Origin of the sequence: Rhodococcus mengyinensis (assembly GCF_048381435.1) — a bacterium.
In the GTDB taxonomy this organism is placed as follows: domain Bacteria; phylum Actinomycetota; class Actinomycetes; order Mycobacteriales; family Mycobacteriaceae; genus Rhodococcus_F; species Rhodococcus_F opacus_D.
Genome location: NZ_JBLWIT010000159.1, coordinates 16,001 through 28,872, shown reverse-complemented (window position 1 = coordinate 28,872; position 12,872 = coordinate 16,001). Strand labels below are relative to the sequence as shown.

General features: G+C 67.8%; 11 protein-coding genes. 8 read left to right on the top strand and 3 right to left on the bottom strand.

Annotated features, from left to right (window positions below):
* The first annotated feature begins 51 nt into the window (after positions 1 to 51).
* The gene (locus tag ACNJ7E_RS42285) at positions 52 to 1,221 is read left to right on the top strand and encodes an IS30 family transposase (RefSeq protein ID WP_418339463.1); all 1,170 of its coding nucleotides are present in this window, start codon (positions 52 to 54) and stop codon (positions 1,219 to 1,221) included.
* 47 nt (positions 1,222 to 1,268) lie between these two features.
* Here the strand turns inward: ACNJ7E_RS42285 and arcA are convergent, their stop codons facing one another.
* Entirely contained in the window at positions 1,269 to 2,486 is a 1,218-nt protein-coding gene (arcA, locus tag ACNJ7E_RS42280) for an arginine deiminase (RefSeq protein ID WP_280785082.1), read from the bottom strand.
* Between the two features lie 107 nt (positions 2,487 to 2,593).
* On the opposite strand from arcA, the gene ACNJ7E_RS42275 reads away from it, so the two are divergent.
* A complete protein-coding gene (locus ACNJ7E_RS42275; RefSeq protein ID WP_280785083.1) occupies positions 2,594 to 3,124 on the top strand; it encodes a nitrobindin family protein in 531 nt (176 codons plus the stop codon).
* A 42-nt stretch (positions 3,125 to 3,166) separates the two neighbouring features.
* Positions 3,167 to 3,646, top strand: coding sequence for a redox-sensitive transcriptional activator SoxR (soxR, locus tag ACNJ7E_RS42270; RefSeq protein ID WP_418342583.1), 480 nt, complete (start codon positions 3,167 to 3,169; stop codon positions 3,644 to 3,646).
* Positions 3,647 to 3,649: 3 nt separating this feature from the next.
* Here the strand turns inward: soxR and ACNJ7E_RS42265 are convergent, their stop codons facing one another.
* Positions 3,650 to 4,144, bottom strand: coding sequence for a DUF2505 domain-containing protein (locus ACNJ7E_RS42265; protein ID WP_283331507.1), 495 nt, complete (start codon positions 4,142 to 4,144; stop codon positions 3,650 to 3,652).
* Between the two features lie 50 nt (positions 4,145 to 4,194).
* Positions 4,195 to 4,638 (bottom strand): GNAT family N-acetyltransferase, encoded by a 444-nt coding sequence (locus ACNJ7E_RS42260; RefSeq protein WP_280785085.1) that lies wholly within the window; start codon positions 4,636 to 4,638, stop codon positions 4,195 to 4,197.
* 124 nt (positions 4,639 to 4,762) lie between these two features.
* Here ACNJ7E_RS42260 and ACNJ7E_RS42255 point away from each other — a divergent pair, with 124 nt between their 5' ends.
* The 5 genes from ACNJ7E_RS42255 to ACNJ7E_RS42235 all read left to right on the top strand — a co-directional run bounded on the left by ACNJ7E_RS42255 (position 4,763) and on the right by ACNJ7E_RS42235 (position 12,870).
* Positions 4,763 to 6,217 carry a wax ester/triacylglycerol synthase domain-containing protein gene (locus ACNJ7E_RS42255; RefSeq protein ID WP_005255408.1) on the top strand — a complete coding sequence of 485 codons (1,455 nt, stop codon included), beginning with the start codon at positions 4,763 to 4,765 and terminating at the stop codon, positions 6,215 to 6,217.
* A 17-nt stretch (positions 6,218 to 6,234) separates the two neighbouring features.
* On the top strand, positions 6,235 to 8,493 hold the full coding sequence (locus ACNJ7E_RS42250; protein WP_005255406.1) for a glycerol-3-phosphate 1-O-acyltransferase: 2,259 nt from the start codon (positions 6,235 to 6,237) through the stop codon (positions 8,491 to 8,493).
* Positions 8,494 to 8,497: 4 nt separating this feature from the next.
* On the top strand, positions 8,498 to 9,937 hold the full coding sequence (locus tag ACNJ7E_RS42245) for an HAD-IB family hydrolase (protein ID WP_280785088.1): 1,440 nt from the start codon (positions 8,498 to 8,500) through the stop codon (positions 9,935 to 9,937).
* Between the two features lie 181 nt (positions 9,938 to 10,118).
* Entirely contained in the window at positions 10,119 to 10,748 is a 630-nt protein-coding gene (locus ACNJ7E_RS42240) for a hypothetical protein (protein WP_418342582.1), read from the top strand.
* A gap of 76 nt (positions 10,749 to 10,824) precedes the next feature.
* Positions 10,825 to 12,870, top strand: a complete 2,046-nt coding sequence (locus ACNJ7E_RS42235; RefSeq protein ID WP_418342581.1) for an ABC transporter ATP-binding protein — start codon at positions 10,825 to 10,827, stop codon at positions 12,868 to 12,870.
* Positions 12,871 to 12,872: the final 2 nt, after the last annotated feature.

Genomic DNA, 12,872 nt, shown 5'->3' with positions numbered 1-12,872 from the left:
GGCGTATTCAGTCGGTCGACGCAACATCCCTGGTAAGGAAGGGTGTTGTGGATGGTGTTCAAGGGGCGGCCGCCGATCGAGCGGCGAGTGCGGGAGCAGTTCTGGGAGTGTTTGCGGGCGGGGCAGGACACGGTCAGCGCGGCGTGTGAGGTGCAGGTCTCGCTGACCCAGATGCGGCGGTGGCTGGTGCAGGTCGGTGGAGTGCGTCCCCGCCGACCTGTTCCCCCGTCGGGGCGGTATCTGTCGCTGTCCGAGCGGGAGCAGATCGACGAATTCCGCCGGGACGGGTGGACGATCCGGGCGATCGCCCACGCACTGGGCCGCAGCCCGTCCACGATCAGCCGGGAACTGCGGCGGGCGTTGTCCTCTCGCGGGAAGTATCTGGCCTCACGGGCCCAACGGGACGCCGAGGCCCGCGCCCGGCGCCCCAAGACCGCCAAGCTCGCCGCCCACGCCGAGTTGCGGGAGCAGGTGCAGGGGTGGCTGGGTGAGGACTTGTCACCGCAGCAGATCTCGCACAAGCTCAGGCGGGAGTATCCGAGCCGGCCGGAGATGTGGGTGTCACACGAATCGATCTATCAGGCGTTGTTCGTCCAGTCCCGGGGAGCGTTGACGCGGGAGCTGACCGCCCATCTGCGGACCGGCCGCTACCTGCGTAAACACCGAAGCACGGTCGGTGAGCGGCGGGGGAAGTTCCCGGACATGGTGATGATTTCCGAGCGTCCCGCCGAGGTCGAGGACCGGGCGGTGCCCGGGCACTGGGAGGGCGATCTGATCATCGGGGCGAACAACAAGTCGGCGATCGGGACGTTGGTGGAGCGGTCGACCCGGTTCGTGATGCTGTTGCACCTGCCGGATGGGCATTCCGCCGAGCAGGTGCGGTCGGCGATGACCCGCAAGATCACCGAGCTTCCCCAGCACCTTGCCAAGTCGATCACCTGGGATCAGGGTGCGGAGATGAGTCAGCACGCCCGGTTCACTGTCGAGACGGGGGTGCCGGTGTATTTCTGTGATCCGCGTTCGCCGTGGCAGCGCGGGACGAACGAGAACACAAACGGCTTGCTGCGCCAGTACTTCCCCAAGGGGATCGCGTTGGACGGGTTCGAAGAGGTCTACCTCGACGTGGTGGCCGATAAACTCAATCGTCGTCCCCGTATGACGCTCGACTGGGACAGTCCAGCCGAGCGTCTCGGGAAACTCGTTGTTGCGACGGCCGCTTGAAAACGCCGTAGTAGGAGCAACCAAAAAGGCGCACGGGCGCGCAGCGCCTACAGCGGGTCGCGAGCCACCGGACAGGACATGCAGCGGGGCCCGCCGCGGCCGGAGCCGAGTTCGGAACCGGCGATCCGCAGTACCTCGATGCCCGACGCCTCGAGCCGGGCGTTGGTCTCGACGTTCCGTTCGTACGCGACGACGACGCCGGGTGCGAGTGCGAGCGTGTTGTTTCCGTCGTCCCATTGCTCGCGTTCGGCGGTGACGTTGTCGAGTCCGGTGTCGATGACGCGCAGCTTGCCGATGCCCATGGCCTCGGCGGCGGCGGTCAGGAACGGATCGGCTCCGCGGATCGACACACCCTTGTCCTCGCGGTGAATGGTGAACGCCGACAGCGTGTCCTGAATGATCGGGTACATCACGACGGCGTCGTGATCGACCATCGTGCACACGGTGTCGAGGTGCATCGACGCCCGGGCCTGCGCGATGGGCACCACCAGCACGGTGTGTGCCAGTTCGTCCTCGAAAACGCTGCGCGCCAACGCCTCGGCGCCTGCCGGTGTGGTGCGCTCCCCCACCCCGACGGCGACGACTCCCGGTGCGAGGAGCAGGACGTCGCCGCCTTCGACGGGAGCCGTGTGGGATTCGTAGGCGCGCCGGGCGCCGCGGAAACGCGGGTGGTGGGCGTAGATGATGTCGGTGAGGGACGTTTCGCGGACGCGGGCGGGCAGGGCGAGGGACGTGATCGCCACGCGGGGTCCGATCCAGAACGACGAGTCCCGGGTGAACAGCAGGTTGGGCAGCGGGTCGATGACGAAGTCGCCGCCGTGGTGCATGCGCCGGACCAGCGACGCCGTGTTGGCCGCGACGGGAAGTTCGTCGAAGGTCATGCCCGCGGTGAGGATGGTGGACAGGTCGGGGGCCGGGACACCGCGGAGGTGTGCGGCCAGTTCCTGCGCCAGGGTGTGCCCGAGTTTGCGTGGGTCGACGGCCGCGCCGATGCCCTGTATACGGGCGGCGCCGCTGGCGCCGAGCGTCTCGGTGAGCAGGTCGGACAGCAGCAGGACCTCGACGCCGCGGCTGCGCAGGAGGTCCGCAAACGCGTCGTGTTCTTCCTGCGCGCGGTCGACCCAGGGCAGTCCGTCGAAGAGCAGTTGGTCGTTGTTGCGGGGCGTGAGCCGCTTCAGTTCGTCTCCGGGACGGTGCAGGAGGACGGCACGCAGCTGCCCGACTTCGGAGTTGGCCCCCAGCGGTGCAGAACCGGACGCGTTCATGTCTAGACGGTAATGCCGGCGGGCCCGGCAGGCACGCTCAAACACTCCGTCGCCGACCGTGTCCCTCGGCGCCGCAGGCGAGTACCGTGAAACGGCGGAGGTATCTCATGGACGAGAACGCGACTCTCTCGCCGGCGCACTCGGATGCGGCGGCGAGTTCGTCTGCGAACACGCCGCCCTTTCCGTCCGTGCCCTCCGCCCTGGCGCCGTTCGCCGGTCTGTGGCGCGGCGAGGGCGAGGGCGCGTACCCGACGATCGACAACTTCGCATACACCGAGGAGATCGAATTCGCCCCCACCGGTAAACCGTTCCTGGCGTACCGGTCTCGGACGAAGGAGGTGGGCAGCGGTCGGCCGTTGCACTCGGAGTCCGGGTTCCTGCGGCTCGTCGCCGAGGACGAGGCGGAACTGCTCGTGGCCCAGCCGACCGGATTCACCGAGATCCACCGTGGTCAGGTCCGGGAGGGGACCATCGAGTTGTCGATGGTGGTGCTGAGCGCGTCCCCGGACGCGAAACCGGTGCACAGCATCCGGCGACAGTTGTCGGTGCGCGGCGGCGACCTCACGTACGACCTGTGGATGGCGCACGACCTGACTCCGCTCACGCATCACCTGCACGGACATCTCCGCCGCGACTGACCTCGAGTATTGTTCAGGTAACCGTGTGAAAGGTTGCCTGTCGTGGAGATGCCCGAGTGGAGAGCCAAGGAACTGACGCCGGGGCAGCTGTCGGAGCGCAGTGGCGTGGCGGTGTCGGCGTTGCACTTCTACGAGCGCGAGGGGCTGATCACCAGCAGGCGGACGTCCGGCAATCAGCGTCGATATCGCAGGGACACGCTGCGGCGGGTCGCGTTCATCCGCATCGCCCAGCGGGTCGGGATTCCGCTGGCCGAGATCCGGGACGCCCTTGCGACCCTTCCCGAGGGCAGGACGCCGAACCGGAAGGATTGGGAGAAGCTCTCGACGCGGTGGCATGCGGATCTGGATCAGCGGATCGAGCAGCTGATCCGGCTCCGCGACAACCTGACCGGCTGCATCGGCTGCGGGTGCCTCTCGCTCGGGAGCTGCGCGATCGTCAACAGCCACGACCGGCTGGGCACGGCGGGGCCGGGGGCCCGCACGCTGGACGTCGAACTCGACGGCCCGGCGTCCAGGGTGTGAGCGTCAGCTGTCGCCGAGCCACTTCTCGATCGCGTCGCGGTCCTGCCCGACCATGTCGCCGACCAGCTTCCTGACGAGGGACTCGATCTGTCCGCCGACGAGCGGGATCTTGACCTGAACCGATCCGGCGACGTCCAGGACGGTGACGTCGCCGGACGCGCGGAGCACCGACGTGCACTCGATCTTCACCGGGATCCCGGTGGAGCTGCCACTGATCCGGCCGTCGGCGTGGTCGCCGTCGAGGGCACCCCATTCGTCGGCGCGCTCGACCTTCAGTTCGCCCGAGACGACTTTGCGGACCAGCCCGGGGAGGGAGGACGCGCCGATGCTGTCGCGCATCGTCGCCGTCAGGGTGCCGGGGCCGCGGCTGTCGTCGAGGGTGAGTTTCTCCGGCGCCTCGTCGAACCGGTGCTGCCAGAACGCCCGATCCGTCACGGTCGCGTGCACCCGGTCGATGGGGTACGCGATCTGTTCGGAGTAGTCGAAGCTTTTCGCCATGACGGCAGCCTACGACAACTCGGTGCGTGGTGACGGAGTCCAGAGACTCGTCAGCCACGCACGGGCGCGGAGCGCCTCATCGGCAGGTGGTCGATGCCGGCTTCGAGGTAGTTCTCGCCGGTTCTGCGAAAACCGTAACGGCCGTACCAGTTTTCGAGGTAGGCCTGGGCGGAGATCTCGACGGGGCCCGGGAATGCCTCGAACACGGCTTCGAGCAGCTGACCCGCGAGTCCACGCCCGCGGGCGTGGGTAGCGGTGGCGACGCGTCCGAGGTGCAGTGTCGGTTCGTCGGCCAGCACACGCAGTGTCGCGAGAACCTCGCCGTCCTCCTCCGCCCAGAACTGGGTGGTGGTCGGTTCGAGGTCGCGTCCGTCGAGTTCGGGTTCCGACACGATGCCCTGCTCGAAGACGAACACGTCGGTCCGCAGGACCATGATCCGGTAGAGGGTGGCCGGGTCGATCCTGTCGAGCGTCGCGTGGTGGAGAGTCGGCACGTCCTCACCTTAGACAGAAAGTCCGGTGCGCAATCCGCCAGAACCAGGGACGCGATCTGCGGGGCGGGTCCACACTGGAAAAGCAGCAGCTGAGGGCAACTCGAGCAACCGAATGAGGGTGGGCATGGCCGACGGCGAACCTCTGATACCGCCGAGTGCCGTCGACGTGGATTTCTCCGACGTCGCCTGGGGAGCGGACCGCACGATGTCCGACTTCGAGACCGGGATGTGGCGGATGGAGGAGGTGCAGCCGAAGCTGCGCTCACCGATCGTCGCGGTCGACGTCCTCGACAAACCGCCGGACTGGGACCGGCTGGTGCGCGCCCACGAATGGGCGTCGCACATGGTGCCGCGGATCCGGATGCGGGTGGTGGAGCCGACGCTGCGGCTGGGCAATCCGATGTGGTCGGTCGACCCCGAGTTCGACCTCGACTATCACCTGTCGCGGGTGCGACTGCCGGAGCCGGCGACGTTCGACCACGCGCTCCGGATGTGCAGGCACATGGCGACCGAGCCGTTCGACCGCGCCCGGCCGCCGTGGAGCGCGATGCTCATCGAGGGACTCGACGACGGCCGCGCCGTCTACGTGGTGAAGACGCACCACAGCATCACGGACGGGCTCGGCGGCATCCAGTTGATGACGCTGCTGCACAGCAGGCGCCCCGAACCGTCGCCGGACAAACCGGATCGGCCCGCGCCGTTGCCGGAGCAGATGTCGGGCGGCGGCGCCCTGTTCGAGCAGGCACTCGACACCGTGCGCAGCGCCCCCGGCCGTCTCGGCGGCCTGATCCGCGGAGCGGTGCGGACGGCGATGACCGTCGTCGGCGACCCGGTGGGCAGTGTCACGGAGGTCGCCGGTTACGCGAACTCGATCCGGAGGGTGGTGACCCCTCCCCCGACCACGGGTTCGGACCTGCTGCGCGACCGCGGACTCGGACGCTGGTTCGGGGTGCTCGAGGTGGGTGTCGACGAACTGCGTTCCGCGGCTCACGTCTCCGGTGGGTCGCTGAACGACGCGTACGTGGCGGCCCTGCTGGGCGGCTTCCGCCGCTACCACGAATCGTTCGGCCGCGACCTCGAGACGATTCCGGTGGGCATGCCGGTGAGCATGCGTTCGGCGTCGGATCCGACGGGCGGCAACCGGTTCGCCGCGGCCCGATTCGCCGGACCGGTCGGTGAACGCGACCCGGTCGCGCGGATCAAGAAGGTGCGCGCGATCATCCTGGGGCTGCGCCAGGAACCCGCACTCGGACTGCTGGATTCGGCCGCCCCCCTTCTGGTCCGGCTTCCGACGGTGGTGCTGGCGAACTGGTACCTCTCACAGTCGACGGGTCTCGATCTGCAGGCCAGCAACGTCGCCGGGGTCCCCGTGCCCGTGTATCTGGCGGGTGCCCGGATCGAGCGGATGTTCCCGTTCGGCCCGGCCCCCGGCTGTGCGGTCATGGCCACCCTCGTCTCCCACGTCGGCACGTGTTGCATCGGCGTCAATCTCGACACCGCCGCCGTCACCGAGCCGGCGCGGTTCATGCAGTGCCTGCAGGAGAGTCTCGACGAGATCGTCGAACTGGGCCGCGGGTGAAAGGAAAGGCTGGCGCGATGGACGAGCACACGACACGGCCACGGGTCTACCTCATCGAGACGATGAGCGACATGGAGGACGACGTTCTCCGCACGTGGCTGGAGCGGCAGGCGAACGACTCCGGTCAGCCGCCGCCGACGGTCCGCGTCACCGACCAGGCCCTCGCCGATCTCGTGCGCCGGAAGGATGATCCGCTGCTCACCCCGCTCCGGGTGGTGTGGCTGCCGAAGGAGACCCATCCGGACGGCGCGCAACGATTCCGGGAGACGCTGTCGCTGCGGGATCCGCTGCACCCCGGCCAGAACATGCAGCGCCGGGTGATGCGCGACGACCCGGCCCGGTGCCAGGTCCTGGAAGGCGACCCGGCCCCGCTCAGCGACCTCGAACGCCGGCTCGCGGAGAACGGCGGCGGGTCGCTTCCGGACTTCATTCGCCGCCAGGCCGCGCTGACCCTCGAGCGGGCCGAGCGCACCCTGCTGGGCACGCAGTACAAGGTGTCGAGGTTCGTCGTCGACGAGATCACCGACGCCAGCCGATACCACGACGGCACCCGGGAGCTGTCCGCGAAGTTGAACGTCCCCGTCGCCGAGGTGGATCGCCGGGCCCGTGGGGCACTGGACGAGATGGTCGCCGCGCAGAGCAGGCGCGCCATCGCGCTGTGGGACCAGTTGGGCCGCTACTTCTCCCGCGCCTACCGTCTCGACGTCGACACCACCCGGCTCGACGAACTGCGGGAGTTGAACAAGGAGCATTCCCTGGTGTTCCTGCCGAGCCACCGCTCGTACCTCGACCCGCTGGTGCTGCGGCCGGCGCTGCTGGCGAACGACCTTCCGCTCAATCACGTGATGGGCGGTCTGAACATCAACTTCTGGCCGATCGGACCGATCGGCAAGCGCAGCGGCACCGTGTTCATCCGCCGGAAGATCGAGGGCGACGAGATCTACAAGTGGACGCTCCGCGAGTACATGCGCTATCTCCTCACGAAACGGTTCAACCTCGAGTGGTACATCGAGGGCGGGCGCAGCCGCACCGGGAAGTTGCGGCCACCGCGGTTCGGTCTGCTCAACTACCTCGCGAAGGCCTTCCAGGACAGTGGCATGTCCGACGTGTACCTCGTCCCGGTGTCACTGACCTACGACCAGCTGTACGAGGTCGGAGCGATGGCGGCGGAGGCGCACGGCCAGGCGAAGAGCAAGGAGAGTCTGCGGTGGCTCTTCGGATACGTTCGGGCACAGGGTCAACGGCACGGTGTCGCGCACGTCAACGTCGGCAGGCCGATGTCACTGGCGGACTACCTCGGCCAGGAGGACGACCTGCGGCTGGCGGTACAGAAGACGGCGTTCGAGGTGTGTCACCGCATCAACGAGGTCACGCCCGTCACGGCGTCGTCGCTCGTCATGCTCGCGTTCCTCGGCATCGAGGACCGGGCGCTCACCGTCGCCGAGGTCGGTGCCATTCTCGGACCACTGGTGGACTACATCACGGCGCGCGCGTTGCCGACCGCGGGCGATGTGGACCTGACCGATCCGCAGGTGATCCGCAAGGCCGTGCGGACCCATCTCGATTCCGGGGTGCTGCGGAGTTTCGATCAGGGCAGCGAACGGGTGTTCTACCTCGGACGGGATCAGCATCTCGTGGCAGCGTTCTACCGCAACAACACCATTCATTTCCTGGTGATGCGGGCGATCGCGGAAATGGTGCTGCGGGCGGCGGTCGACCAGAAGTTCACCGACCCGCTGAACGACGGATGGGATCTGGCGCTGCGCATTCGCGATCTCCTCAAGTTCGAATTCTTCTTCAGCGAGAAAGACAGCTTCCGGAAGGAACTGCGGGCCGAACTGGATCTGATCGACCCGGCGTGGGAGTCGAACCTGGGCGATCCGCAGCATGCAGCGAACCTGTTGTCCGGGATGCGGATTCATCTGGCGCACCGGGTTCTGCAACCGTTCCTGGAGGCGTACGCCGTGGTCGCGGGCCAGTTACTCCGGACTCCGGTGGACCGGAAGTTCGACGAGAAGGCCTTCATGACGTCGTGCCTCGCGCTCGCCGAGCAGCGGCGTCTCCGGCAGCAGATCGGGAGCAGCGAGTCGATTTCGGCCGAACTGTTCACGACCGCGCTCAAGCTGGCGCGAAACCGTGGCCTGGTCGAACCGAATGCCGAGAACATGGCGGCCCGGCGGGTCGAGTTCGACGCCGAACTCCAGACCCTGATCGATCAGGTGCTGCGCATCCGAGCGATCGCGCACGAGAATCTCGGCCAGATGGGTGGTAGGTGAGTAGATGAGCGATCTCCGCAGTCTCCACGACGACATCGCGGCCGCCGTTCCCGGCCCGGGCACCCTCGCCGCGTTCGACCTGGACGGCACCTTGATCAGCGGGTACTCCGCGAGCGTCGTCTATCGGGATCGCCTGCGTCGCTTCGACATCAGCGTGGCCGAGCTTCTGCGCACCACTGGCGCCGCGGTGGAGACCCGCTTCCGGGGTGCCGATATCGGCAACCTGATGCGCATCGGAGTGCAGAGCCTGGCCGGGCGCATGGAGGACGAGATGCAGGAGTGGGGGCAGCGGCTGTTCCGCCAGGAGATCGCGAGGATGATCTTCTCGGAGGTCCGCGGACTGCTCGCCGCGCACCGGCACGCCGGTCACCGGGTGGTGATGGCCACCTCCGCCACCCCCTATCAGGCACTGTCGGTGGCCGCGGACCTCGACATCGACGCCGAGGACGTGCTGTGCACCCGGCCCGCGGTTCTGGACGGAATGCTCACCGGGAAGCTCGAATCGCCGCCGCTGTGGGGTCCGGCCAAGGCCGAGGCCCTGCGCGAGTACGCCGACAAGCACGGAGCGGATCTGGGTGACAGCTTCGCGTACTCCAACGGCGCAGAAGATGTTCCGATGCTGAAGTCGGTGGGACATCCCGTGGCGCTGAACCCCGACCGCAAACTGGCGGCGACCGCGCGGCAGAACGGGTGGCCGTCGGTGAATCTGCGACCTCCGGAGAGCGGCGCCGACCCGATGTCCATCGCCCGCACCACCACCGCGATCGGCGCTCTGATGGGGGCGGCCGCGTTCGGTGTCTCCGCCGGCCTGCTCACCCAGAACCGGCAGACGGGCGCCAACCTGGTCGGCAGCTTCGGCCCGGATCTCGCGCTCGCGATCTGTGGGATCAACGTGCGCATCAAGGGCAAGGAGAACGCCTGGTCGGCCAGGCCCGCGGTCTTCATGTTCAATCACCAGAGTTCGCTCGACATGCTGGTGATCGGCAGCGTCATCCGGCGCGACGTCACCGGCGTCGCGAAGAAGGAGGCCGCGCGCGATCCCCGGTTCATTCCCGTGGGGGCGCTGCTCGACGTCGCGTACATCGACAGGGCGGACAGCACGAAGGCGAGGGCTGCGCTCCGCCCGGCCGTGGAGAAACTGCAGTCCGGCATCTCCATCGCGATCGCCCCCGAGGGCACCCGATCGCCGACTCCGCGTCTCGGCAAGTTCAAGAAGGGCGGATTCCATCTGGCGATGCAGGCGGGCGTGCCGATCGTGCCGATCGTCATCCACAACGCGGGCGAACGGATGTGGCGGAACTCGCTCGTCGCGCACCCCGGCACCGTCGATGTCGACGTCCTCGCACCTGTGCCGACCGAGGGCTGGAACCTCGCGGATCTCGACCGGCACGTCGACGAAGTGCGCACCCTGTTCGAGGACTGCCTGCACGCCGGGCATCGCTGAAACCTCTTCGAACAACGTTCCCGAAGGATGTAGAGAACCTCGATCGAAGCTCACCAACGCAGTGGCCCGGTTCAGCGCTCGCGACGGGGTGTCGCAACCGAGTAGTCGACTACGCGCGACGGGTCGCCGGCCGTACGGGACAGTCGGGGTGAACCGGTGATGCGTCGAAGGGAGCAGGACGATGAGCGAGCGTGACGGCGTCAAGCCTCCCGATCGAACGGACGTGCGGCGCCACGAGTTTCGGCTCAGTATGCTCGTGGCCTCGATGGCCGTTGCCGGCACCATGATCGGCTCCGTGTGCGGAGGGGTGTTTACCTTGCTGAACACCTCGAATCAGGTGGAGGCGACGGTGAACCAATCCTCGAACGAGTTTCGGCGGACGCAGCGGCAGCAGATCTACTCGGAGCTCCTGACCGCGGCCAACGAGGTGAGCATCACGTCGGGTTCCGTCTCGGTGGCATTCGACCACTTCGACGGACCCTACCTCCTGACCGTGCTCGCCGAAGTCCTCCGCCCGCTGCCGCAACAGAACGTCGTCCTCGGCTCGAAGTTCACGGCGGTGGAGCTGATCGGATCCGAACCGGTGGTGGAATCGGCACGGCGCATGGTGGTCGAATACCTGGCCGGATCCGAGACGGTCGGCTGGCTGAGCAACGACTTCGCGACGGATGACGCCGTGTCTGCGGACGCCCTGTCCACCCGCCAACAACAGTTCGCCGATCACTTCCAGGCCGGGATGAGCGCCCAGGAAGATTTCCTCGCCGCGGTGCGAGGCGAACTCGGCATCCCCGAGCACGGGGACCTACCGTAACCACCGGACCGGAGCAGCACGGCGGGCCGCGTCGAATCGGCTCGCCAGGACCGCGGCGGATGGGCACGATGGGGAGATGCCCGCGACCGGTCCCACATCCACACAGCAGGCCTCGGAGGCACCCGCCGAGCCTTCGCTGCTCCCCCGCATCTGGGCGCTCCTGCATCCCTACCGCGGGTGGCTGGTGCTCGTCGCGGCCGCCATCGTCGTGTCCTCACTGCTGGGCATCGTGAATCCCTTCCTCACGAAGGCGGTGTTCGACCGCGCACTGTTTCCCACCGACGGCAGCGGTGTCCATCTGACACTGCTGCTGTGGCTGGTCGTGGCCATGATCGCGGTGACGCTCACGGGTTCGCTGATCGGCGTCGGCCAGAGCTACCTCACCACCAAGGTCGGCAACCTGTCGATGGCGGATCTGCGGGAGCGTCTGTTCGCCCACCTCGAAAAGATGGAACTGGCGTTCTTCACGTCGACCAAGACCGGCTCGATCCAATCGCGTCTGGCCAACGACGTCGGTGGGGTGCGGTCGGTCCTCACGTCCACGGCGTCGAGCATCCTGTCGAACGTCGTGACCGTGACCGCGTCCCTCATCGCGATGCTGCTGCTGTCGTGGCAGCTGACGCTTCTTGCGGTCGCACTGCTCCCCGGCTTCGTCTACCTGCAGCGACGGGTCGGCGCCCGGCGACGGGTTCTGGCGCGCAAGACGCAGGAGTCGTTGTCGGACATGACCGCAATCACCGAGGAGGCGCTGAGCGTCTCGGGTGTTCTGCTGACGAAGGTGTTCAACCAGGCCGACACCGAACTCGACCGGTATCGCACCGAGAACGCGCGGCAGACCGAATTGCAGGTGCGGCAGGCCATGACGGGTCAGGGCTTCTTCGCCGTCGTCAGCTCGTTCATGGCGATCACTCCCGCACTCGTCTACCTGCTGGCGGGGTATCTCGTCAGCGGCGGTTCCGCGGCGCTCTCGGCGGGCACACTCGTCGCGTTCTCGACCCTGCAGGCCAGGCTGCTGCAACCGTTGGTCTCGCTGATGCGGGTGACCCTCGACGTCCAGACGTCGATGGCGTTGTTCCGCCGCATCTTCGAGTACCTCGACCTGCAGCCCGCGATCGTGAACCGCCCGGACGCCGTCGAGTTGCCTACGGACTCCCCCGGCCGGGTGGAGTTGGACGACGTGTACTTCGCGTATCCCGCGCCCGTCCGGCTGGCCACCGCAGACCCCGACCCGGTGGCGCTGCGCGGTCTGGGTCGCGGCGGCGGAGGCGGCATGCGCGGCGTCGCGACCGTCGCGCCGCGCTTCCCGGCCGCGGCGGCGCCCGACACCGAACCGGCGGAACGTCGCAGCCGGCGCTGGGCGGTCGCGGGCACGTCCCTGGAGATCGAGCCGGGTCAGCTCGCCGCCTTCGTCGGTCCGTCCGGCGCAGGCAAGACCACGCTCTGCTACCTCGTGCCGCGCCTGTACGAGGTCGACAGTGGCGCCGTCCGGGTCGACGGCTACGACGTGCGCGACCTGACCATGAGCTCGCTCGCCGAGGCGGTCGGAATGGTTACCCAGGACCCGTATCTGTTCCACGCCTCGATCGCCGACAACCTTCGATACGCCAAACCGGACGCGACCGATGCCGAACTGCAGGCCGCCGCGGCGGCCGCCAACATTCACGACCGCATCCTCGGATTCGACGACGGATACGACACTCTGGTGGGCGAACGAGGATTCCGCCTGTCCGGTGGCGAGAAACAGCGATTGGCCATCGCGCGGGTGCTGCTGAAGAACCCCCGTGTCTTGATCCTCGACGAGGCGACGTCCGCACTCGACACGGTTTCCGAGCGACTCGTCCAGCGGGCACTCGGTGAGGTGATGCGCGGACGCACCACCCTCGCGATCGCCCACCGGCTGTCCACCATTCAGCACGCCGACGTGATCTTCGTGATCGACGAGGGAACGCTGATCGAACGCGGAACGCACACCGAACTCCTTGCACGGCAAGGGTTGTACGCGCGGCTCCACGCCGAGCAGTTCGGCGGCGGGCAGGTCGAGTGCCGGTGCACCGACGGCGTCCGATTCACCGACGGGACGGTGCTGGCCCCGAGCGCCCCCGGTCGGGGCGGAGAGTTCTAGCT

What these genes read in the sequence shown, in the direction of transcription:
- arcA (WP_280785082.1), bottom strand. Translation starts at nt 2,486, where the DNA reads ATGAACGCGTCCGGTTCTGCACCGCTGGGGGCCAACTCCGAAGTCGGG.
- ACNJ7E_RS42245 (WP_280785088.1), top strand. Translation starts at nt 8,498, where the DNA reads ATGAGCGATCTCCGCAGTCTCCACGACGACATCGCGGCCGCCGTTCCC.
- ACNJ7E_RS42285 (WP_418339463.1), top strand. Translation starts at nt 52, where the DNA reads ATGGTGTTCAAGGGGCGGCCGCCGATCGAGCGGCGAGTGCGGGAGCAG.
- ACNJ7E_RS42235 (WP_418342581.1), top strand. Translation starts at nt 10,825, where the DNA reads ATGCCCGCGACCGGTCCCACATCCACACAGCAGGCCTCGGAGGCACCC.
- ACNJ7E_RS42255 (WP_005255408.1), top strand. Translation starts at nt 4,763, where the DNA reads ATGGCCGACGGCGAACCTCTGATACCGCCGAGTGCCGTCGACGTGGAT.
- ACNJ7E_RS42250 (WP_005255406.1), top strand. Translation starts at nt 6,235, where the DNA reads ATGGACGAGCACACGACACGGCCACGGGTCTACCTCATCGAGACGATG.
- ACNJ7E_RS42275 (WP_280785083.1), top strand. Translation starts at nt 2,594, where the DNA reads ATGGACGAGAACGCGACTCTCTCGCCGGCGCACTCGGATGCGGCGGCG.
- ACNJ7E_RS42265 (WP_283331507.1), bottom strand. Translation starts at nt 4,144, where the DNA reads ATGGCGAAAAGCTTCGACTACTCCGAACAGATCGCGTACCCCATCGAC.
- ACNJ7E_RS42240 (WP_418342582.1), top strand. Translation starts at nt 10,119, where the DNA reads ATGAGCGAGCGTGACGGCGTCAAGCCTCCCGATCGAACGGACGTGCGG.